Source organism: Streptomyces sp. NPDC102451 (assembly GCF_044765485.1).
Lineage (GTDB): Bacteria > Actinomycetota > Actinomycetes > Streptomycetales > Streptomycetaceae > Streptomyces.
The window spans coordinates 129633-149752 of sequence record NZ_JBIWKD010000006.1 but is presented as its reverse complement, the minus strand read 5'-3'; the positions used below and the strand labels follow the sequence as shown (position 1 = coordinate 149752).

Annotated in this window: 11 protein-coding genes; 3 read left to right on the top strand and 8 right to left on the bottom strand. The window is 72.2% G+C overall.

The features are described 5' to 3' along the window. Positions 1–50: 50 nt before the first annotated feature. The 7 genes from ACIRD8_RS16195 to ACIRD8_RS16165 all read right to left on the bottom strand — a co-directional run bounded on the left by ACIRD8_RS16195 (position 51) and on the right by ACIRD8_RS16165 (position 12564). Positions 51–1607, bottom strand: a complete 1557-nt coding sequence (locus ACIRD8_RS16195) for a recombinase family protein (RefSeq protein WP_403991068.1) — start codon at positions 1605–1607, stop codon at positions 51–53. A gap of 82 nt (positions 1608–1689) precedes the next feature. After that, positions 1690–2514, bottom strand: a complete 825-nt coding sequence (locus tag ACIRD8_RS16190) for a hypothetical protein (protein WP_403991065.1) — start codon at positions 2512–2514, stop codon at positions 1690–1692. A gap of 69 nt (positions 2515–2583) precedes the next feature. Next, entirely contained in the window at positions 2584–3528 is a 945-nt protein-coding gene (gene nudC / locus ACIRD8_RS16185; RefSeq protein WP_403991062.1) for an NAD(+) diphosphatase, read from the bottom strand. 44 nt (positions 3529–3572) lie between these two features. After that, a complete protein-coding gene (locus ACIRD8_RS16180) occupies positions 3573–4967 on the bottom strand; it encodes a dipeptidase (RefSeq protein WP_403991059.1) in 1395 nt (464 codons plus the stop codon). A gap of 10 nt (positions 4968–4977) precedes the next feature. Next, positions 4978–8442 carry a UvrD-helicase domain-containing protein gene (locus tag ACIRD8_RS16175; protein ID WP_403991056.1) on the bottom strand — a complete coding sequence of 1155 codons (3465 nt, stop codon included), beginning with the start codon at positions 8440–8442 and terminating at the stop codon, positions 4978–4980. A 60-nt stretch (positions 8443–8502) separates the two neighbouring features. After that, positions 8503–11853, bottom strand: a complete 3351-nt coding sequence (locus ACIRD8_RS16170) for an ATP-dependent helicase (protein ID WP_403991053.1) — start codon at positions 11851–11853, stop codon at positions 8503–8505. Between the two features lie 297 nt (positions 11854–12150). Then, positions 12151–12564, bottom strand: coding sequence for an MGMT family protein (locus ACIRD8_RS16165; RefSeq protein ID WP_403991050.1), 414 nt, complete (start codon positions 12562–12564; stop codon positions 12151–12153). A 216-nt stretch (positions 12565–12780) separates the two neighbouring features. Here ACIRD8_RS16165 and ACIRD8_RS16160 point away from each other — a divergent pair, with 216 nt between their 5' ends. From ACIRD8_RS16160 to ACIRD8_RS16150, 3 genes are all read left to right on the top strand, one after another. After that, complete coding sequence (locus ACIRD8_RS16160) at positions 12781–15531, top strand: lysylphosphatidylglycerol synthase domain-containing protein (protein ID WP_403991047.1); 2751 nt, start codon at positions 12781–12783, stop codon at positions 15529–15531. Positions 15532–15607: 76 nt separating this feature from the next. Further along, complete coding sequence (locus ACIRD8_RS16155; protein ID WP_403991044.1) at positions 15608–17206, top strand: alpha/beta hydrolase; 1599 nt, start codon at positions 15608–15610, stop codon at positions 17204–17206. 80 nt (positions 17207–17286) lie between these two features. Then, a complete protein-coding gene (locus tag ACIRD8_RS16150) occupies positions 17287–18828 on the top strand; it encodes an alpha/beta hydrolase (protein ID WP_403991042.1) in 1542 nt (513 codons plus the stop codon). A gap of 79 nt (positions 18829–18907) precedes the next feature. Here ACIRD8_RS16150 and moeZ read toward each other — a convergent pair whose 3' ends face one another. Beyond that, a complete protein-coding gene (gene moeZ, locus ACIRD8_RS16145; protein WP_147959389.1) occupies positions 18908–20086 on the bottom strand; it encodes an adenylyltransferase/sulfurtransferase MoeZ in 1179 nt (392 codons plus the stop codon). Positions 20087–20120 lie beyond the last annotated feature (34 nt).

Below are 20120 nucleotides of genomic sequence, written 5' to 3'. Positions count from 1 at the left end.
ACGACAGAAGGCCCCCAAGTCGGGGGCCTTCCTCGCCTGCTCATCCTGCATCAGGCGGACGTCGGAACCACCATGGCTTCCCTTGCTCCCTGGGCTTCCTCCTGGCCCTTCGCCCGCTGTGCTGTCCGCTCCGCTTCGAAGTCCTCCCAGCGGCTGACGATCTCCCACTCCACACCCGTAAGCGGCTTCGGCTTCTCGTACGGCTTTCCGTGCAAGGAGATCGGCGTGATCGGTGAGAGCACCTGAGAAGACTTGGAGGGCACATCCCAGTACGTGATGCCCTGCTGCTTGATGTTCTCGATCAGGTCGCCGGGATCGATGGCCAGGACGTCATGTCCGAAGTACGCCTTGACCTTGTGCTTCTTCAGCCATTCACGCCGTTCGTCGACGCTCGACCGCTCCCACCACTCCGCGTAGCCCTCGCCCGTGCCCGTCCACACGGTCACCGGCTTCGGCCCTTCCTGGTTGGTGACCTTCTCTCGGTCCTGGGCAAGGCTGGCGACTTGTGAGGCGTACGCGACGGCGCTGATCTCGTCCTGCTGGAGTTCCTTCAGGAGCTGGTTCATCCTGCCGTCGATCACGGCGAGCTTGGCTGCACGGCTGTTGTCGATGGTCGTCTTCGACTCCATCCGTTCCAGGTGGCCGATCTCGCCCAACAAGGCCGACTCCAGCCAGGGGTACAAGTCCTCTGCCCAGAACCTCTGCTTCGGGCATGCCTGGATGCCCTTGCTCTTGTTGCCGTGACACCGATACCGCTCGCGCTTGCCCTTGGCCGGATCGCCCTTCACGAAGTAGAGGGAGCTGCCGCACAGCATGCAGAACGTCACGCCCACCGTCGGCGACGTAGAGCCCTTCTGCTTCTTGTACTTGACCGAGGCGACGGCTTCCGACAGCTTCGTCCACTCCTCCTCGTTCAGTACCGGCTCAGAGCGCATGACAGGTGTGCCGTCGTCGTTGCGGGCTACGGCGCCACTGGCGCGTACGTACTCCCCGAGTAGGGAGCGGCTGATCAGTACGGCTTGCACTGTGGTCGGCGTCCACCTGGCTCCCCGAGGCTTCGGGTCGGCCAGCCGAGTTGTGCTCTCGCCTGCCGCCGCGCGGATGCGAGCGATGTCCTGAGCCGTGGGTACACCTTGCTCGTTCAACCAGTCGGCGACAGCCGAGAAGCTCGGCTTCTCGATGAAGCGCCGGATCATCTCGATCAGCGTCGGGCCGTGCTCGGGGTCGAGTTCCAGAGTGAAGCCTGCGTCACCCTTCACTGCTCTACGTCCGAACGGGACAAGGCCACCCGGCCAGCGGCCGGTCTTCCGCATGGTCTCCCGGGAAGCCTTGTTGCGGGCCTTGATGGCGTCCAGCTCGGCCTCTGCGACCACAGCCAGGATCTTGGCGATCGTCTTGCCCCACGGCTTCGAGAGGTCGAAGCCCTCCTCACAGGAGATCAGGCCCTTACCGTTCGCCTCGCACCACTCGATGATGTCCGAGAGGTGGCGGACCGACCGCGCGATGCGGTCGATCTTCAGGATGATGATGTGGTCGAACTGGTCCTTCTTGTTGTTGAGCCAGTCGCCCAGGGACGGGCGTACCCACGGCGAGATGGACGCCGACAAGATCGGCGCCTGACGCGGAGCGAACGGCGAAGGCCCCGGGCGGGAAGCCCGGGGCCTTCGTGCTGCCGGCGGCCGCGTCCTGTCAGCGTTTACGGAGCTTCCTGCGCCACCAGCTCGGGCGTCGTCCCGCTTCCGGGCCTTCCGGGCCCGGGTCCACCGCCGGGGCCGTCACCGGCTCCGCTCCCCGACCGGCCGCCGATTCCCGCACAGCGGTCCTGATGCGGTCGAAGGTGGCGATCCGGTTCTGCTTCCCGCCGGGCAGGACGAGGCCGACGCAGACCAGCTTCAGCCGGTCGTCCCCGAGCTCCTCCCCCACGAAGACCGGTGCACCGGCGCATCCCTCGGGCACGGTGGAGTCCCACCGGACGTGGCCGTCGGTTCCGCGTGCCACCTGGCCCACGACGACGGCCTGCAGCCTCTCCCCGTCCGGCTCGCCCACGTCATGGCCCAGGATGTACGCGGGCAGGGGCTCGGCGCCGATCCGGGCGATGTCCTCGTGGCGCGCGGCCAGTCCGTCGGTGATCTCGTCGGTCGCCCAGCTCCAGCCCTTGCGGCTGCCGTGGGCGTGCAGGCCCGCCGTGGGCATCACGGCGACACCCAGGTCGCCGAGGACGGTCCACCCGTCGGCGAAGTCCGTCATGAGGAGCTTCTCCGCGCTCCCCACGGGTTCGCACAGCTCGGGCCGCAGCGTCAGCTCGCCCAGGTCGTAGCGCGTCACCTCCGCCGCCGTCACGAGGTACTGGCTGATGACCTCGGAGTCGGGCGTGGAGTCGATGAGGTCGTTGAACCAGAACGCCGTGCCGTGCCACCGGTCGGCGTGCGCCTGCGCGAAGGCCAGGGTCGAACGGCCGGCGTTCGCCATGATGGCGTTGATGATCGCGTCGTGACGGACGCTCGATTCGGGCATGGCCGGGGACTCTACCGACGTCCCCGGTGCGCGGGCTCGCCAGGGCCCCGTATCTTCCGGCCCGCGCCGTCAGCCGACGGTGCCCGGCCTCGGGAGCGGCTTGCCGTACCAGAGCTCGATGAGGCGCGCCGCGATCGAGACGCCGAACGGGGGCAGGACCTCTCCCGAGTCGAAGGCGGTCGTCAGCTCCTCGCGGGAGAACCAGCGGGCCTCCTCGATCTCCTCGCCGTCCACGTTGATCTCGGAGGACGTGGCGCGTGCCATGAAGCCGAGCATCAGGCTGGAGGGGAACGGCCAGGGCTGGCTGGCGATGTACTCGACCTCGCCGACGACGACCCCGGCCTCCTCGAACACCTCGCGGGCCACGGACTGCTCGATCGACTCCCCCGGCTCGACGAAGCCGGCGAGGGTCGAGAAGCGGCCCTCGGGCCAGTGCACCTGGCGCCCCAGCAGGGCGCGGTCCTGGTCGTCCGTGACCAGCATGATCACCGCGGGGTCGGTGCGCGGGTAGTGCTCCGCGCCGCAGGCCTGGCAGCGGCGGATGTGGCCGGCCGCCGCGATCACGGTGCGCTCGCCGCAGCGCGAGCAGAAGCGGTGCAGCCGCTGCCAGTTCTCCAGGGCCACCGCGTGCACCATCAGCCCGGCGTCGCGCGGGCCGAGGAGCATTCCGGCCTCGCGCAGACCGGCGGGCCGTGCGGACTGGTCCATGCGGCCCGGGAGGGAGTCCTTCTGGAGCGCGAAGTAGCGTACGCCGTCCTCGTCGGTGCCAAGGAAGTAGCGGTGGGTCTCGGTGACGGGCGCCTCGAAGGCGGGCGTCATGACGAGCTCGGTGCCGCCGTCGGGGGTGTCGTCGACGAGCGCCTGACCCCCGGAGACCACGAAGACCCTGGTCGTCGGGTGGCTCCAGGCCGCGGCGAGCCAGGCCTCGTCGAGCCGGTGGTGGGCTGCGCGGTCGATGCCGCTGGGCGCGGTGAAACCGATCGGATGGGCGGTGGCGTTGTCGAAGGTGCTCACAGGTGCTTCCTACTCCCCCGGGGGTGGATCGGGCGTTCAGAGATTCAGCGGAGTGCGTCGGCCAGCTCGCCCCACAGATGGGCGGTGGTCTCCACGCCCTTGAGGAGGAGGTCGAGCTCGACCTTCTCGTCGGGGCCGTGCCAGCCGTCGGACGGTACGGAGATGCCCAGGAAGAGGACGGGTGCGCCGAGCACGTCCTGAAGGTCGGCTGCGGGTCCCGAGCCCCCCTCGCGGGTGAAGAGGATCTTCGTCCCGAAGGCCCGGCCCATGGCGCGGGCCACCGCCTGGAGGGCGGGGTGGTCCAGGGGCGTCAGACAGGGGCGGGTGGCGGGGCTGAACGTGATCCGGTGCCGGATGCCGGCCGGGATCCGGGCCTCGGCCCAGGTGCGGACCGCCTCCTGGATCCGCTCCGGGTCCTGGCCCGCGACCAGCCGGAAGCTCAGCTTCACCAGCGCCGACGAGGGGATGACGGTCTTGCTGCCCGCCCCCTGGTAACCGCCGCCGATGCCGTTGACCTCGGCGGTGGGGCGGGCCCAGACGCGCTCCAGGGTGGAGTAGCCGGCCTCGCCCGCGGTGGCGTACGAGCTGGCTGTACGCAGCCAGGTGGACTCGTCGAAGGGCAGCTCGGCGAAGAGGGCCCGCTCGGCCGCGGTGAGTTCGGTGACGCCGTCGTAGAAGCCGGGGACCGCGACCCTGCCCTCCGTGTCGTGGAGAGCGGCGACGAGGCGGGCGAGGACGGTCGCGGGGTTGGGCACCGCGCCGCCGAAGGAACCGGAGTGGATGTCCTGGTCGGGGCCGTGCAGCTCGATCTCGCACTCCGCGAGGCCGCGCATACCGGTGCAGACGGTGGGGGTGTTCTCGTCCCACATGCCGGTGTCGGAGACGATCACGACATCAGCCGCGAGACGGGCGGCCCGCTCCTCGGCCAGCGCGCGGAAGTGCGGGGAGCCGGACTCCTCCTCGCCCTCGACCAGGAGCTTGAGGTGCACTGCGGGCGTCGTGCGGCCGGTCGCCGCGAGGTGGGCGCGGACGCCGAGTGTGTGGAAGAACACCTGGCCCTTGTCGTCGGCAGCGCCGCGTCCGTACATCCTGCCGTCGCGGATCACGGGCTCGAACGGGTCGGTGCTCCAGCCGTCCTCGCGGGCCGCGGGCTGCACGTCGTGGTGGCCGTAGACCAGGACGACCGGTGCGTCCGGGTCCTCGGAGGGCCACTCGGCGAAGACCGCCGGGGCTCCGGGCGTCTCCCAGATCTCGGTGACCGGGAAACCGGTCTCCGCGAGCTTGCCGGACAGCCACTCGGCACTGCGCCGTACGTCCCCGTCGTGCTCCGGCTGCGCCGATACGGACGGGATGCGCAGCCACTCGGCAAGGTCGTCGAGGAACGCTGCGCGGTGCTGCTCGGTGTACGTACGGACGGCGCTGTCCGGGGTGTCGCTCATGCTTATGAGCCTATCGGCCCTCACGGGGTGGCTCGTCCAGCAGGAGCCGCTCCAGCTCCTCCCTGCCCGGCAGCCCGGCGGGACGGGACGTCTCCCCCGTACGTACGTACAGGAAGGTCGCCGTGACCGCTTCCAGCGGCAGGCCGTGCAGTTCGGCCCAGGCCAGCCGGTAGACGGCGAGCTGGAGCGGGTCGGCCGTGCGGTGCCGGCTGGTCTTCCAGTCGACGATCTCGTACGTCTCCCCCGTGCGGTAGACCGCGTCGATCCGGCCGCGGATCACCCGGCCTCCGAGCGTGATCTGGAACGGTGTCTCGACGCGGTACGGAGTGCGCCGGGCGTACGCGGTGCGTTCGAAGGCTTCCTTGAGCTCGGCGAGGTCCTGCTCGTCGGCGATCTCCGCGTCGCTCCCGTCGCCCCCGGGGAGTTCGTCGGGGCCCAGCATGGGCAGGGGGAGCTCCTCGAAGCGGGACTCCACCCAGGCGTGGAAGCGGGTCCCCCGGCGGGCCGCCGGCTGCGGGGGGCGCGGCATGGGGCGGGCGAGCTCCCGCGCGAAGCCCTCGGGGTCGTCGGCGAGGTGCAGGAGCTGGGTGGCGGAGAGCGTGGCGGGTACGACGACGTCGCGCACGGCCGCGCGGGCACGCCGCAGCTCACCGGCGAGGGCGTCGAGGTCGCGGTCCCAGGAGGCGAGGGTGCGGGACTCCTCCGGGGTGAGGTCGGCGTCCGCCGGGGCACGGGCAGCGGGTACGTGGGGCACGGCGCCGCCCGGGGACGGGGGCGCGGGCGGCGGCTGTGTGCCGTCGGCAGGAGCGACGGGCTCGCCGTCCGGGAAGGGGTCGTCGAACGGGGCGTCCGCCTCGTCGTACGGCGGCACCTCGTCCTCGTACGGCGGCTCCTCGGGCCCGTCCTCGTACGGAGGCTCCGCGCGCTCGTACAGCGGCTCCTCGTACGCGTCCGGTACGGGCGTGGCCGCCAGGGCCTCCAGGTGCGCCAGCACCGTGTCCCGGGCGGCGCGGCGGCGTGCCATGGCGGTGTCGTCGAGCGGCAGCGGCCAGGCCTGGTCGGCGTCCTTCTCCTGGAGCGCCGGGTTCTCCTCGTCCTCCCCGGGCTCGTCCGCCCAGACCTCGATCTCGCCGTGCCCTGCCGCGCAGTGCTCGTACAGCGCGTCCAGGAAGGCGGACGGGCCGCGGGGCTTCTTCTGGGAGGGGCCCCACCAGTGGCCTGAGCCCAGCAGCAGGCTGCGGGGGCGGGTGAAGGTGACGTAGCCGAGGCGGAGCTCCTCGGTGTGCTGATGTCCCTTCAGCTCCTCCTTGAATGCCTTGAGGCCCTTGGCGTCGAAGGAGTGGAGGGCGGGGAGCGTGGCCGCGTCGCCGCGCAGGGCGTGCGGGAGGACCTGGGACTGCGAGGTCCACGCGTCCCGGGACTGCGTGCTGGGGAACTGGCCGCCGACGAGGCCGGGGACGGCGACGACGTCCCATTCCAGGCCCTTGGACTTGTGGGCGGTGAGGACCTTCACGGTGTTCTCGCCGCCGGGCAGGGCGTTGTCCAGGCCCTTCTCGTACTGCGCGGCGGTGCGCAGGAATCCGAGGAAGGCGAGGAGGCTCGCCTCCCCGTCCACCGCGGCGAAGCCGGCCGCGACGTCCAGGAAGTTGGCGAGGGTCTCACGCCGGCGTGCGGCCAGGGCGTGCGGCGACGCGGAGAGCTCCACTTCGAGGCCTGTCGTCGCGAGGACGCGGTGCAGTACGTCCATGAGGGGGTCGGCGAGCGAGCGGCGGAGGTCGCGGAGCTCGGTGGCGAGGCGGGCGAAGCGCACCCGCGCCTCGGCGGAGAAGGGCAGCTGGTCGTCCTCGGCCCCGCCGGACTCCAGGAAGGTGTCGAGGGCGTCGGCGAGCGAGATCACCTCGGCGGGGTCGACGCCCTCGACGGCCTCGGCCAGCCGCAGGTCCGGATCGGCGTCGTCACCGGCGGTGGAGCGGTGGACGAGGAGGCGGGCGCGGCGCCCCAGGAGCGCGAGGTCCCGGGGCCCGATGCGCCAGCGCGGTCCGGTGAGCAGCCGGACGAGGGAGGCGTTGGCGCCGGGGTCCTGGAGGACCTCGCAGACGGCGACGAGGTCGGCGACCTCGGGGAGGTGCAGCAGTCCGGACAGGCCGACGACCTCGACCGGGATGTCCCGGGCGACGAGGGCGGCCTGGATGCGGGGGAAGTCTCCGGCGGTCCGGCACAGGACGGCGATCTCCCCGGGCGCCCTTCCGGTCCGTACGAGGTGGGCGAGCGAGTCGCCGAGCCAGTCGATCTCCTCGGCGTGGGTGCGCAGGAGGGCGCACCGGACCGTGCCGTCCCGCTCGGCCCCGGGTGCGGGGCGCAGGGCCTCGACGCCCTCGTGCATGGCGCGCAGCGGTTCGGCGAGGCCGTTGGCAAGGTGCAGGAGACGTCCGCCGCTGCGGCGGTTCTCGCTGAGGGAGTAGCGGGTGGCGGGGGTTCCGTCGGCGTGCGGGAAGTGCTGCGGGAAGTCGTCGAGGTTGGCCACCGAGGCGCCGCGCCAGCCGTAGATCGCCTGGCAGGGGTCACCGACGGCGGTGACGGCGTGGCCGGTACGGCCCGAGGGCCCGCTGCCGAAGAGCGCGGAGAGCAGCAGTCGCTGGGCGACCGAGGTGTCCTGGTACTCGTCGAGCAGGACGACCCGGAACTCGTCGCGGAGGATGGCGCCGACCTCGGGGCGGGTGAGGGCCAGCTCGGCGGAGAGGGCGATCTGGTCGCCGAAGTCGAGGAGGTCCCGGCTGCGTTTGGCCGCACGGTAGCGCCGGGTCAGTCCGAGGAGCTCGCGGCGGGCCACGGCCGTCTCGGGGAGCTTGCGCAGCTCGGCGTTGGTGAGCCGGGCGCTCTCCAGCTCCGCCAGGAGCTCGGTGTCGTGCTCCGCGAGCTGTTCGGGGCGTACGAGGTGTTCGGCGAGCTCGGCGTCCAGGGCGAGCAGGTCGCTGACGAGGGTGGGGAAGGACCGGGTCAGCGCCGGGTAGGGGCCGGGTGCCTCGCGCAGCACCCGGGCGGCGAGCTGGTAGCGGGTGGCGTCGGCAAGGAGTCGGGTGGTGGGTTCGAGGCCGATCCGCAGGCCGTGGTCGGTGAGGAGCCGGCCGGCGAAGGCGTGGTAGGTCGAGATGCTGGGTTCGCCCGGGGGGTTGTCCGGGTCGATGACGTCGGGGTCGGTGACCCCGGCCGCGACGAGGGCCCTGCGGACGCGCTCGGCGAGCTCACCGGCGGCCTTGTTCGTGAAGGTCAGACCGAGGACCTGCTCGGGGGCGACCTGTCCGGTCCCGACCAGCCAGACGACCCGGGCTGCCATCACCGTGGTCTTGCCCGACCCGGCTCCGGCCACGATCACCTGCGGGGCGGGCGGCGCGGTGATGCAGGCCGTCTGCTCCGGGGTGAAGGGGATCCCGAGGAGCTCCTTGAGCTGCTCGGGATCGGTGATACGGGAGGACACCCCAGGAAGGCTAACCGGCCCCACCGACAACGCGGTCCCGCGCGGATTACACCGGGAAGATCATTCGATGATCTGCCGACCCTCGGGCTGTGCGCTGCACGACGCCTTGAAGGCGCAGTGGGTGCAGTGCTGGCCGGTCGTGGGGGTGAACCGTTCGTCCAGGACGCGCCCGGCCGCCGTGGCCAGCAGGTCGGAGACCCACTCCCCGGAGAGGGGTTCCTGGGCCTGCACCTTGGGAAGGGCGTCCCCGCCCTCCTTCTTCGGGGCGGGCTGCCGCAGCTGGACGAGTTCGGCCCCGCCCGCCTCCGGGCGGCGGCCGTCGAAGACCTCGTCGACGGCGCCTTCCCTGACCGCCAGCTGGTACACGGCGAGCTGGGAGTGGGAGGCGACCTCGTCCTTGGTCGGCGCGCCCTTGCCCGTCTTGAAGTCGACGACGTACGCCCGGCCCTCGGTGTCCTGTTCGACCCGGTCCATGGAGCCCCGGATCCGTACGGCGTACTCGCCCGCTTCGAGGGTGACGTCGAAGTCGTGTTCGCTGGCGGTGGGGGTGCGGCCCGCCCGGTCCATGACGTGCCAGCGCAGGAAGCGTTCCAGGGCCGCGCGCGCCTGGTCCTTCTCCTGCGACGACTTCCAGGGGGCGTCGAAGACCAGGCCGTCCCATACGGAGTCCAGGCGCTCCATCAGGACGTCCAGGTCGGCGGCGGTACGTCCGGAGGCCACCTCGTCGGCGAGCACGTGGACCACGTTGCCGAAGCCCTGGGCCGCCGTCGCCGGGGCGTCGGCCTTGACCTCGCGGCCGAGGAACCACTGGAGGGCGCAGGTGTTGGCGAGCTGGTCGAGCGCGCTCCCGGAGAGCGCGACGGGGTGGTCCCTGTCACGCAGCGGCACCTCGGAGCGGGTCGGCTCCTCCAGCCCCCACCAGCGGTACGGGTGGGCCGCGGGCACGAGCGGCTGGCCCTCGTCGTCGGTGAGCGCGGCGAGCCGGGCGAGCCGGTGCGCGGCTGCGTCGCGCAGGGCCTCCGAGGCTGCGGGGTCGACGGTCGTCGCCCGGAGCTCGGCGACGAGCGAGGCCACCGCGAGCGGCCGGCGGGGGCGGCCGGTGACGTCCCGGGGCTCGGTGCCGAGCTCGGTGAGGAAGCGGGAGGGCTGGTCGCCGTCGTCGGCGGGTGCCTTGACCGCGGTGACGATCAGACGGTCACGGGCCCGGGTCGCGGCCACGTAGAACAGGCGGCGCTCCTCGGCCAGGAGCGCCCCCGGGGTGAGCGGTTCGGCCAGGCCGTCGCGCCCGATCCGGTCCGCCTCCAGGAGCGATCCCCGGCGGCGCAGGTCGGGCCAGAGCCCCTCCTGCACCCCGGCGACGACCACCAGGCGCCATTCCAGCCCCTTGGAGCGGTGCGCGGTCATCAGGCGTACGGCGTCGGGGCGTACGGCACGGCGGGACAGGGTGTCGGCGGCGATGTCCTGGGCGTCGACCTCCTCCAGGAAGTTGAGCGCGCCGCGTCCCCCGGTGCGCTCCTCGGCGCGTGCCGCGGTGTCGAAGAGGGCGCATACGGCGTCGAGGTCCCGGTCGGCGTTCCGGCCGCCCGCGCCGCCGCGCAGCGCCGCCCGCTCCAGCCGGCCGGGCCAGGGGGTGCCGTTCCACAGGGTCCACAGGGCCTCTTCGGCGGTGCCGCCTGACTCCAGGAGCTCGGTGGCCCTGCGCAGGAGCGCGCCGAGCCGCTGTGCGCCCCGGGCGTACGCCGGGTCGTGGGTGACCAGCCGCTCGGGCTCGGCGAGCGCCCGGGCCAGCAGTTCCCCGGACGGCGGCGGTACGCGGTTCCCGGCGGCCCGTTCCTCGTCGCGCAGGGCGCGGCCGAGGCGGCGCAGGTCGGCGGCGTCCATGGAGCCGAGCGGAGAGGCGAGGAGGGCGAGGGCGGTCTCGGTGTCGAGCGGGCCGGGTGCCGCCGGGCCGCTCTCCTCCTCCGTGTCCTCGGGCGCGGCGGGGCGCAGTGCCGCCGTGGCGACGGTGCGCAGCGCGGTCAGGAGCGGGGCGACCGCCGGCTCATGGCGCAGCGGAAGATCGTCGCCGTCCACCTCCAGGGGGACTCCGGCGGAGGTGAGCGCCCGGCGCACGGCAGGGATGGAACGCCCGCCGGCGCGTACGAGGACCGCCATGTCGCGCCAGGGCACGCCCTCCTCCAGGTGCGCGCGCCGGAGCAGGTCGGCGATGTTCTCCAGCTCGGTGGAGGGCGTCGGATAGGTGTACGCCTCGACCCGGCCGCCACCGCGCACGGCGGCCAGCTCGCGGTGCGCCCGGACCTTGTCCGAGGGCAGGCGGGTGAGCGGCATCCGGCGGGTGAGCTTCCGGGTGGCATCGAGCAGCATCGCCCCGGAGCGTCGCGAGGTGGTGAGGACCCCGACGGGGGCGGGAGCGCCGTCGGCGCGGCGGAAGGTGTCCGGGAAGTCGAGGATGCCGTTCACATCGGCGCCCCGGAAGGCGTAGATCGACTGGTCGGGGTCGCCGAAGGCGATCAGCGTGCGGCCTCCGCCGGTGCCCGGCGCGGCCGCGCCCCGGTTCCCGGCCAGTGCGTGCAGCAGCCGCACCTGGGCGGGGTCGGTGTCCTGGTACTCGTCGACGAACACCACGTCGTAGCTCCGGGCCAGCGCCGCCGCCACCTCCGGCTGTTCGGCGAGCAGGACCGCCCGGTGGACCAGTTCCGCGTAGTCGAGGACGCCCTGGGCGTCGAGGACGTCCAGGTACTCGGCGAGGAACTGGGCGGCGGCGCTCCAGTCCGGGCGGCCCGTACGGCGGGCGAAGGCGGCCAGCGCGTCGGGGCCGAGGCCCAGCTCACGGCTGCGGGCCAGCACCGCGCGCACCTCGTCGGCGAAGCCCCGGGTGGTCAGGCAGGCCCGCAGCTCGTCCGGCCAGCGGACATGGGCGAGCCCTGCCTGTTCGAGACCGAGCTGGCCGGCGAGGAGTTCACGGACGGTGACGTCCTGCTCGGGCCCGGAGAGCAGCCGCAGCGGATCGGCGAAGAGGTCGGCGTCCTGGTGGGCGCGGACCAGGGCGTAGCAGTACGAGTGGAAGGTGGTGGCCTGCGGACCCCGGACACCGCCGAGCCGGGCCGCCATCCGGTCGCGCAGTTCGACCGCCGCCTTGCGGCTGAAGGTGAGGACGAGGATGCGGGCGGGATCGGTCCCGTCGGCCACCCGCCGGGCGACCGCCTCGACGAGCGTCGTGGTCTTGCCCGTGCCGGGTCCGGCGAGGACCAGCAGCGGGCCGTCCCGGTGGTCAACCACGGCGCGCTGCGGTGCGTCCAGGAGAGGGGGCTCCACGGAGCCCGGCGGGGTGCGCACCAGCCGGTACGCGCCCGGGGCCCGCCGCCGTGCCTGGCGGTGCGGGCCGTTCCGGGTGGTGAAGGAGGAGCTCACGTGGATCGCCGGTCCTGGTGGGTGTACTCGGTCTGCGCGGTGGCCCGCCATGGGGTGACGGGCCCGGGTGTGCCGGCCGCTGGTGCCGGAGGGTACTGAGGGCCCCGGTGCGACGGCCCGGTCATGACGGAACGGATGAGGGAGCGGAGCGTGCCGCGTGTGGACGACGCTACGCCAGCGGCGGGGCGGACATGGGGCCATGGGCCGCGTCCCTCGTCACACGGTGGGCCCGGCACGCCGGTGCGTGCCGTTCACCGGCCGGGCACCCGCCCCGGCGGCGCACGATGGCGGAAGCTGTCAGGTGTGAGCTTCGTCGCCCGGTCCACCGGTCACGCCGTCCCATCGGGCGCGCTTCATGTCGAGGCGCGGAACGTGCCCGTCCGCGTCGCGCGGGGCCGCTCTCAGCGGTGTGCCCTCCTCGCGGTAGTGGCCGAGCGCCCGCAGTTCGTGGCCCGGCAGCAGCACCCCGTCGGCGCGCACGACACGCCACCAGGGGACCGCGGAGCCGTACAGGGCCATCACCCGGCCGACCTGTCTCGGCCCGCCGTCGCCGAGCCACTCGGCGACATCGCCGTACGTCATGACGTGGCCGGGCGGGATCAGGTCCGCCACGTCCAGCACCCGCTCCGCGTAGACGGGCAGCTCGGCGGTCTCGGGCCCGGGGGGCTCGTCCCCCGGCCGGCTGCGGCCTCTCGTCCGGTCCTCGCTCATCCGTCCCATCCTGCCGTACGCCACCGACAACCGGGCCCGCACGGTGTCGTCCTGGTCACACACCGTGCACGCGGGGGCGGAGCAGCGTATGTTGCGCATCGCGCCCGCGCAATGCACCCTGATGCCCCCCTCTGTCTGCAGGCCGTGCCACCATCATGCGGGCGGTGACCGGTGATACGAGAACACGAAGATTCTTCAGAGGCTAAGGAGCAGGGCGTGCAGCCACCGAAGGCGGCGGGCGCCTCTGATGCCGAGTCGCGCCCGGACGCGCCCGACGCCCCTGGTGCCCCGGATTCCGGGGAGACCCCCGAGCCGGCCCCAGGGCAGCCCCGGGAGCCCCTCGCGGGCTCGACCCTCGCGTCGGCGGACACGGGCCTGACCGACCGTGTGTCGGGCGACGAGCCCCTGCTGCCGGCCCGGGTCCACCGCCCCTCCGATCTGCTGCGGCTCCTCATCGGCGTCCTCGCGATCGCTCTGCTGTTCTCCGTCGCCGCGTTCGCCCAGGGGACCACCACGGGCCTCGAGGACGACATCTCCAAGGGCACCGACCAGGCCCCCGACCTGCTGATCAAGCTCGCGGGCCTGGTGTCCAGCATCGCCGTGCTCCTCGTCCCGGTCGCCTTCGCGATCGAGCGTCTGGTGAAGCGCGACGGGCTGCGGATCGCGGACGGGGTGCTCGCCGCCGTACTGGCGCACGGGGTGACCCTGGCCACCGATCTCTGGGTGGCCCGCTCGGCGTCCGGGACGATCCGGGACGCCCTGACCCAGCCACAGCCCGGGGACGCGCTCACCGATCCCGTGCACGGCTATCTCGCTCCCGTCATCGCGTATATGACGGCGGTCGGGATGGCGCGCAGACCGCGCTGGCGGGTCGTCCTGTGGGTGGTGCTGCTCCTGGACGCCTTCGCGATGCTGGTCGGCGGCTACACCACCCCGTTCTCGATCGTGCTCACCGTGCTGATCGGCTGGACCGTCGCGTACGGCACGCTGTACGCCGTCGGCTCGCCGAACGTCCGTCCGACCGGCCAGCACCTGATGGCCGGTCTGCGTCACGTCGGCTTCCGTCCGGTCGCCGCGATGCGCACCGAGGACGCCCCCGACAACATCGACCAGAGCGACCGGGGCCGGCGCTATCTGGTGACCCTGGAGGACGGACCACCGCTGGACGTCACGGTCGTCGACCGTGAACAGCAGGCCCAGGGGTTCTTCTACCGGGTGTGGCGCAGACTCACCCTGCGCAGCATCACCCAGCGCCGCTCCATCCTGTCCCTGCGCCAGGCCCTGGAGCAGGAGGCGCTCCTCGCGTACGCGGCGATCGCGGCCGGGGCCAACGCGCCGAAGCTGATCGCCACGTCCGAGCTCGGACCCGACGCCGTGATGCTCGTCTACGAGCACATCGGCGGGCGCTCGCTGGACGCCATGGAGGACGAGGAGATCACCGACGACCTGGTGCGGGGCGCCTGGCGGCAGGTGCAGGCGCTCCAGTCGCGGCGGATCGCGCACCGCAGGCTCACCGGGGACGCCATCCTCGTGGACGGTTCCGGCAAGGTGTTCGTCACCGACCTGCGGGGCGGCGAGATCGCCGCCGGTGACCTGGTCCTGCGCATGGACGTCGCCCAGCTGCTCACCACCACCGGTCTGCGGGTGGGCGCGGAACGGGCCGTCGAGGGGGCGCTCGCCGTCCTCGGCCCCGACGCCGTCGCCGACTGTCTGCCGCTGCTCCAGCCGATCGCGCTGAGCCGCTCCACCCGGGCGACGCTGCGCAGGCTCGCCCGGGAGCGTTCGCAGCGTGAGCGCGAGGCGGTGCTGGAGGCCTCGCAGGCGGCGAAGCAGAGCAGGGCGGAGGAACAGGGCGAGGCAGCCAACGACCGCAAGGCCGCCCGCAAGTCGCTGCGCACGGAGAAGCAGGCCGAGAAGCGGGCGATAGACGATGCCCTGGAAGAGGCCCGCGAGGAGGACATGCTGGCCCAGATCCGCCGCCAGGTGCTGCTGATCAGGCCGCAGGCGCCGGTCGAACCGGTCCGCCTGGAGCGCATCAAGCCCCGCACCCTGTTCAGCTTCATCGCGGGTTCCATCGCCGCGTACTTCCTGATCTCCCAGGTCACCGAGGCCGACTTCGGCACGGTCGTGGAGCAGGCCGAGTGGGGCTGGGTGGCGGCGGCGCTGGGCTTCTCGGCCCTGAGCTACATCGCCGCGGCCATGAGCCTCCTCGGCTTCGTGCCCGAACGGGTGGCGTTCGGCAAGACGGTGCTGGCCCAGGTCGCCGGGTCGTTCGTGAAGATCGTGGCCCCGGCGGCGGTGGGCGGTGTGGCGCTGAACACGCGCTTCCTGCAACGCGCCGGAGTGCGCCCGGGGCTCGCCGTCGCGAGCGTGGGCGCGTCCCAGCTGTTCGGTCTCGGCTGCCACATCCTGCTGCTCGCGCTCTTCGGGTATCTGACCGGTACGGAGAAGACCCCGGACTCGCTCACCCCGTCCAGGACGGTCATCGCGGGCCTCCTCACGGTCGCCGTGCTCGTGCTGGTGGTGACCGCGATCCCGTTCCTGCGGAAGTTCGTCGTCACCCGCGTCCGGTCACTGTTCGCCGGCGTCGTGCCCCGCATGCTCGACGTGGTGCAGCGCCCGCAGAAGCTCGTCACTGGCATCGGCGGCATGCTGCTGCTGACCGGGCTGTTCGTGCTCTGTCTCGACGCGTCGATCCGTGCGTTCAGCGGTCCCGACGTCCCCCAGCTCAGTTACGCCAGCATCGCGGTGGTCTTCCTCGCGGGCAACGCGCTGGGATCCGCGGCGCCCACCCCGGGCGGTATGGGCGCGGTCGAGGGCGCGCTGACCCTGGGGCTGATCGCGGTGGGCCTGCCGAAGGAGGTCGCCGCGCCGGCCGTGCTGCTGTACCGCGTGATGACGCTGTGGCTGCCGGTGCTCCCCGGCTGGATCTGCTTCAACCAGCTGACCCGCAAGGGCGAGCTCTAGAACACACGCGCGGGGCGCGCCACTCGCATGGACCGCGCCCCGCGCGCTCCCTCGCGCTCCGCCGCACGATGGATCCATGAGGACCTCCCCCGCTCTGCGTGCCGCCGCCCTCGCCGCCACCGCCACCGTGCTGCTGCCACTGGCCGCCTGTTCGGACGACGGTGACGACGGAGGCACGGAGCGGTCGACGCCGACGGCCGCCTCTACGGCGTCCCCCACGGCCACGACGAAGGAGCTGACCTCCCAGAAGCTCGACTGGAAGGCGTGTCCGCCGCCCAGCCGGTCCCAGGGCAGCGGTACGTCCCCCTCGCCACTGCCGGGCGGGACGTCCTGGGAGTGCTCCTTCATGGACGTACCCCTCGACTACGCGGACCCCGAGGGCCGGACCATCGAGCTGGCCCTCATCCGTGCCGCCGCCAGGAACAAGGACAAGCGGATCGGTTCGCTGATCTTCAACTTCGGCGGCCCCGGCGGCTCCGGTGTGGCCACCCTGCCCTCCTTCGGCACCGCGTACGACGCGCTCCGCACCCGCTACGACCTGGTGAGCTTCGACCCGCGTGGGGTCGGCCGCAGCGAGGGCGTCGAGTGCTCGGACGACAGCACGCTGGACAAGCGTTACGAGCAGGACGGGACCCCGGACGACGCCGAGGAGGAGAAGGCGTTCGCCGCCGACCAGAAGTCCTACATCGCGGACTGCGAGGAGAACTCCGGGGACGAGCTGCCCTACGTCGGCACGACGAACGCGGCCCGGGACATGGATCTGCTGCGCGAGGTGCTCGGCGACGACAAGCTGTACTACTTCGGGATCTCGTACGGCACCGAACTCGGCGGTGTCTACGCCCACCTGTATCCCAAGAAGGTCGGCCGGGCCGTCCTGGACGCGGTCGTCGACCCGACGGAGGACTCCCTGGAGTCCTCGCTCGGCCAGGCCGAGGGCTTCCAGCTCGCCCTGGACAACTTCTCCGCCGACTGCGCCGAGCGCGACGACTGCAAGCTCCCCGGGGCCACGTCGAAGGAGGTCCAGGACTGGATCGCCGCCCTCCTCGCCAAGCTGGAGAAGAAGCCCGTACCGGGCCTCGGCGACCGGGAGCTGACCGAGACCCAGGCCACCACCGGCATCGCGTCGGCCCTCTACTCCAAGGAGACCTGGCCGCTGCTCGAACAGGGCCTCGACGAGGCGGACGGCAAGAACGGCGGACTGCTGCTCGCCCTCGCCGACTCGCTGAACGGCCGCTCCGAGGACGGTCACTACGACAACTCGAACGCGGCCAACACCGCCATCAACTGCGCGGACTCCAAGCAGCGGTTCACCCTGGAGCAGACCAGGAAGGCGCTCCCCGAATTCCGCAAGGCCTCCCCCGTGTTCGGCGACTACCTCGGCTGGGGGCTGATGGCCTGCACCGGCTGGCCCGTCGCGGGCGCCTGGGAGAACCCGGACGTCAGCGCGCCCGGTTCGGCCCCGATCCTGGTCATCGGCAACACCGGGGACCCGGCGACGCCGTACGCCGGGGCGAAGGCGATGGCCACCGAGCTCGGCAAGGGCGTCGGGATCGAGCTCACCTACAAGGGCGAGGGCCACGGGGCGTACAACGGCGGCAGCACCTGTGTGCAGCGGGCCGTGGACGGCTATCTGCTCGAAGGGAAGGTCCCGAAGTCGGGAACGGTCTGCGAGTGACCGCTCGTTGAACGGCCGGACATCGGTGACACCCGGACCGCTCCCGGCAGCGGCCTCCGGGCACGGGGGAGGGAGCGCGCATGCGCGTACGGGGACGGGCCCGCGGAGGCGCGGCGGCCCTGCTGCTGGTGACGGCGGTCCTCGCGGGCTGTGACGACGGACCGGCGACGCCGCAGACGTCGTCGAAGGGCTCCTCGCCGGGAGCCTCAGGGAAAGCGTCCGGGGCGCCCGCCCCGGCCCGGCCCCTGGACTGGAAGCGCTGCGGCGCCCCGGAGGGCGGCACGGCGCCGGGTCCCGCCTGGCGGTGCGCCACGCTCGACGTCCCCCTGGACCACGCGCGGCCGGACGGGGAGACCATCGGCATCGCGCTGATCCGCAAATCGGCCACCAGGAAGAGTGAACGGCTCGGCTCGATGCTGTTCAACTTCGGCGGTCCCGGCGGCTCGGGAGTCGGCATCCTGCCGCGCGCCGCCTCCTCGTACCGCGAGCTCAACACCCGCTACGACCTGGTCGGGTTCGACCCGCGCGGGGTCGCGGCCAGTGCGGGGGTCCGCTGCCGCGGCGACGAGGAGCAGGAGTCGGCCAACCGCGAGATCGACATGACCCCGGACACCCCGGCGGAGGAGGCCGCGTTCCTCGCGGACGCCACGGACTTCGGAGCCGGCTGCGCGCGGCTCTCCGGCACCTTGCTCCCCCACGTCGGCACGGCGAACGCCGCCCGGGACATGGACGCGATCCGCCGCGCACTCGGCGACGAGAAGCTCTCGTACTTCGGCATCTCGTACGGCACGGAGCTCGGCGGGACCTATGCGCACCTCTTCCCGGAGACCGTGGGAAGGGTCGTGCTGGACGCCGTCGTCGACCCGACGGCGGATTCGGTGGGCCACGCCCGTAACCAGGCGACGGGGTTCCAGCGGGCCCTGGAGAACTACCTGGAGGACCGCGGTCAGGACCCTGCGGCGGGCACCCGGCGGATAGCCGGGCTGCTGGAGCGGATCGACACGGCCCCGCTGCCGACCTCCTCCGGGCGCGAGCTCAACGAATCGCTCGCCGTCATCGGCATCGTGGCCCCCCTGTACTCGAAGAGCGGCTGGCCCACCCTCACGGCCGCGCTCGACGAGGCGGAGAACAGCGGCAAGGGCGACCGGCTGCTCGCGCTGGCCGACTCGTACAACGGCCGGGACCGGAGCGGGCACTACGACACCCAGAGCCACTCCCAGCGGGCGATCTCCTGCGCCGACGCCAAGGCGCGGCCGACGGCGGGCGAGGCCCGGGCGCTGCTCCCCGAGTTCCGGAAGCTGTCACCGGTCTTCGGCCCGTTCCTGGCCTGGGACACGGCGGGCTGGTGCGCGGGGTGGCCGGTCGAGGGCGAGCACGACACCCCGGAGGCGAGCGCCCCGGGCGCCGCGCCGATCCTCGTCATCGGCACGACCGGCGACCCGGCGACCCCGTACGAGGGCGCGCGGCGGATGGCGGACGAGCTGGGCGAGGGGGTCGGCGTGATGGTGACCAACAGGGGTGAGGGCCATGGCTCGTACGGCGAGAGCGCCTGCGTGACCTCGTTGGTCGACGCCTACTTCCTGGAGGGGAAGGTCCCGGCGGACGGGCGCACCTGCTCCTGAGCCCTGTCAGGGGAGCGCTCGGACACGCGAAAGGGCCGGCCCCGGTGAGGGCCGGCCCTTCGCGCATCACGTCGCGGGTCTAGTAGACCGGCTTCTCGGGCTCGATCTGGTGGACCCAGCCGATGACGCCGCCGCCGACGTGCACCGCGTCGGCGAAGCCCGCCGACTTGAGGACCGCGAGGACCTCGGCGCTGCGGACACCGGTCTTGCAGTTCAGGACGATGCGCCTGTCCTGCGGGAGGTCCTGGAGGGCGTTGCCCATCAGGAACTCGTTCTTCGGGACCAGCCGGGAGCCCGGGATCGCGACGATCTCGTACTCGTTCGGCTCGCGGACGTCGATGATCTCGATCTTCTCGTCGCCGTCGATCCACTCCTTGAGCTGCTTGGGAGTGATCGTGGAACCGGCCGCCGCCTCCTGGGCCTCCTCGGACACGACGCCGCAGAAGGCCTCGTAGTCGATGAGCTCGGTGACGGTGGGGTTCTCGCCGCAAACCGCGCAGTCGGGGTCCTTGCGGACCTTGACCTGGCGGTACTGCATCTCCAGCGCGTCGTAGATCATCAGACGGCCGACCAGCGGGTCACCGATGCCGGCGAGCAGCTTGATGGCCTCGTTGACCTGGATGGAGCCGATGGACGCGCAGAGCACGCCAAGGACACCGCCCTCGGCGCAGGACGGAACCATGCCGGGGGGCGGCGGCTCCGGGTAGAGGCAGCGGTAGCAGGGGCCGTGCTCGGACCAGAAGACGGACGCCTGGCCGTCGAAGCGGTAGATCGAGCCCCAGACGTACGGCTTGTTCAGCAGGACCGCGGCGTCGTTGACGAGATAGCGGGTGGCGAAGTTGTCCGTGCCGTCCACGATCAGGTCGTACTGCGCGAAGATGTCCATCACGTTGTCGGCTTCGAGCCGCTCCTCGTGAAGGACCACGTTCACCAGGGGGTTGATCCCCTGCACGGTCTCCTTGGCCGACTGGGCCTTGGACTTGCCGATGTCGGCCTGGCTGTGGATGACCTGACGCTGCAGGTTCGACTCGTCGACCTCGTCGAACTCGACGATGCCGAGCGTGCCCACACCGGCCGCGGCCATGTACATCAGAGCCGGCGAGCCGAGGCCCCCGGCTCCGACGCAGAGCACCTTCGCGTTCTTCAGCCGCTTCTGTCCGTCCATCCCGACATCCGGGATGATCAGGTGGCGGGAGTACCTGCGGACCTCATCGACGGTGAGCTCAGCAGCTGGCTCGACCAGGGGTGGCAGCGACACAGGAACCTCAACAATGCAGGTGGTCGGTTTCTAC